The organism is Vibrio sp. V04_P4A5T148, assembly GCF_963875605.1.
GTDB classification, from domain to species: domain Bacteria; phylum Pseudomonadota; class Gammaproteobacteria; order Enterobacterales; family Vibrionaceae; genus Vibrio; species Vibrio anguillarum.
Window position 1 is genome coordinate 1 of sequence record NZ_CAWNMS010000007.1, and the last position, 2,555, is coordinate 2,555.

The window sequence follows — 2,555 nt, forward strand, 5'->3', positions numbered from 1 at the left end:
ACTTCGGTTAGTTCAAGCACTTCACGAACAGTGCCACTGGCGAGATACATGGAAAAGTGCTGACTTTCAGGTGTAAAGCTAGAGCCTCAGACTAAGAAAAATAAACGCTTAATTTTATGGTTTTTCTTAACCTCAGCTAACGCCCGGCTAAGGGGTTGACAACGCACTACCGAACTTAAAAAAAACACTGTAAACACTGAACTGCAATTTTGCACTAAAACCGCCACGCGTTGGCAATCCCTCTTGAGCCGTTTGTTATGCAAATTCAATAAGATAAGCTGACTTTACTCGATCAAAAGCCACCATTGCAATGGTTGAGTGATTCAAGAATCAACCCAAGTAGGAGCCGAGATAAATAAGCCGCCAAAACAAAGTCCACCTTTCAGCAACAAACCAAGCTTTTGAATCAGGAAAACTTAACGAGCGAAACCTTCAGCAAAAGCAAAATGCTCGATTAACTTGCCATTTCCACACTTTGCGCGCTCTAAATTGGCAGCAAGCCAACGCTAAAACTAATTGAGGCAAACAAAGAACCTTGCCTGTTTTACGGCTTGAGTTAGCCACGAATTTGAGGGTAAAAAAGCTCATTTGCCGACAACACAAAACAAATGGCCGGAGAAATCCCAAAAGATTGAGCCACTAAATTCACCTGAGTTGCATAACGCCCTGCTAAGGGGTGAGCAACGCACTGCAAAAGCTACCGCACACCAACTTAATCACAAAACTCACCGCATGCTAAAAATGCCACGCGTTGCGAATCCCACTTAAGCAGCTTGTTAGCTTAAATTTCAGCACCTTAGATTTACCAAAACTGAGATTAACCCGATTTGAAAAGCAGGAAAACCACCTGAGTTTTAAAACCCGAAAATTTTGATAAATCACTTTCGGAAAACTCACAGCGAAAGCAAAACTTCCAAAGCGACTTTGCGCCAAACTAACTGACCTCGCGCAGTCCCAAACTCAATTGAGGCAACAGCTCAAAACTCGCGTTAGCAAACAATGCCGATTTGCCGAGAAACCTGAACGAACTGCCAAAGGAAGAAAAAACAGGCTGCAAGCAATTGATTTTCATTGTTTTAAGCTAACGCCCGGCTAAGGGGTTGACAACGCACCGCCAGACTCAAAAAACACACCTTAAACACTGAACTTCAATTTTGCACTAAAACCGCCACGCGTTGGCAATCCCTCTTGAGCCGTTTGTTAGGCGAATTCCCAAACCACTCACCTAACCATTAAAGTTATAATTTACAGCAGGTTTAGTTTTGATAATATAAGCGTTTGAAATCATGTTTTTATTCCTCTAAGTTAAAATTAAATTTTAGTAAGTGTTAAAAGCTTGGTTTTCTTATCTTGTGTGATACTTTCCAACCCTAAAGAAAGTCTTTCTTCTTCATCTAACTCTTTTAATTTATTAAATGTTTCATCAAACTCGATCATTAATTGTTGTAATTGTCGGAATTCGTTCACCTTTGCAATGATGGACTCTAAATCATTATCGTAAGCCATAGATAACTTTAATCTAAATATATCTATTTCACTAGCTTTTATTTTTTCATTACTTTCTTGTATTTCTTGATAGGTACCAAATAATTTACCAAACATATTAACCACCTCTTACTTTAACTTTTGAATTTCTTGTATAATGATTGCTGCCAAACGTAGCCGTTTCTCATACGGTAGTTCAGGGTCACTTTCTTTGTGTTCTCTTTGTTACGCTCAGCTCAAAAATTGCTATAAGCAATATCTCTTCGAGCAAGCCATATGCAGCGGCTTTTCGCCCTAATTTTTCCCATAAGAAAGTGATTTGGAAATTACTCAGGTAAATATTCGATATTAAAATTGGCAATTTTATACCTCTTTATTTAAGTTTATCCGAATCGCCTAACGCCCGCTTAAGGGGCAGACAACGCTACTACCAACTTACCGCATAACACCGTAATCACATAAACCAACGCATAGTAAAAATGCCGCGCGTTGACTGTCCCTCTTGAAGCGTTTGTTATGGCGCAATTCTCAAGTTAGGCCATATAACTAACCAACCCTTTGACTTTACTCGATTTTCGAAGGTTCCATATGCTCGTTTAGGATTATGTGTGATTAAACCTTGAAATAAACTCTCGAAACCAAAGGCTGATATACATTCGTAACGATCGTGCTCGACTTTTCTCACTGCTACCGCCGTTTCTTTTTCAGGCCAATAGCTCATGGCATCCAATGTGCTTTGGTAAGGATCGTCACCATTTTGTAAGTGCATCTTGGCTTGATTTTTCACTTGCCAATTGATCTGGGGCATTTGCTCCGATAACTTGAGTTCAAGTGATTTTTCATAATCTGAATCGACACAATCAGCATCGAAGAAAATGACATCAATATCGTTTAATGGCGTCGGCTTTACGTTGCGATGTAAAAAGTCCCAGACAAGGTTTCGCACAAAACCTGCGGCTATGTAGCACTGAGGCAATTCAAGCTGGTAAACACATTCCAGTGCTTCAAATCGAACGGGATCTTTTCTAACTAAATCAACGATAGTATCCATTTTTCACCTTGCGCCATAA

Annotated in this window: 2 protein-coding genes; both read right to left on the bottom strand. The window is 39.8% G+C overall.

From position 1 onward, the window contains the following. Positions 1-1,311 precede the first annotated feature (1,311 nt). Entirely contained in the window at positions 1,312-1,602 is a 291-nt protein-coding gene (locus AACT18_RS00095; protein WP_094146642.1) for a hypothetical protein, read from the bottom strand. A gap of 397 nt (positions 1,603-1,999) precedes the next feature. Then, positions 2,000-2,536 carry a nucleotidyltransferase family protein gene (locus tag AACT18_RS00100; protein WP_094143060.1) on the bottom strand — a complete coding sequence of 179 codons (537 nt, stop codon included), beginning with the start codon at positions 2,534-2,536 and terminating at the stop codon, positions 2,000-2,002. Positions 2,537-2,555 lie beyond the last annotated feature (19 nt).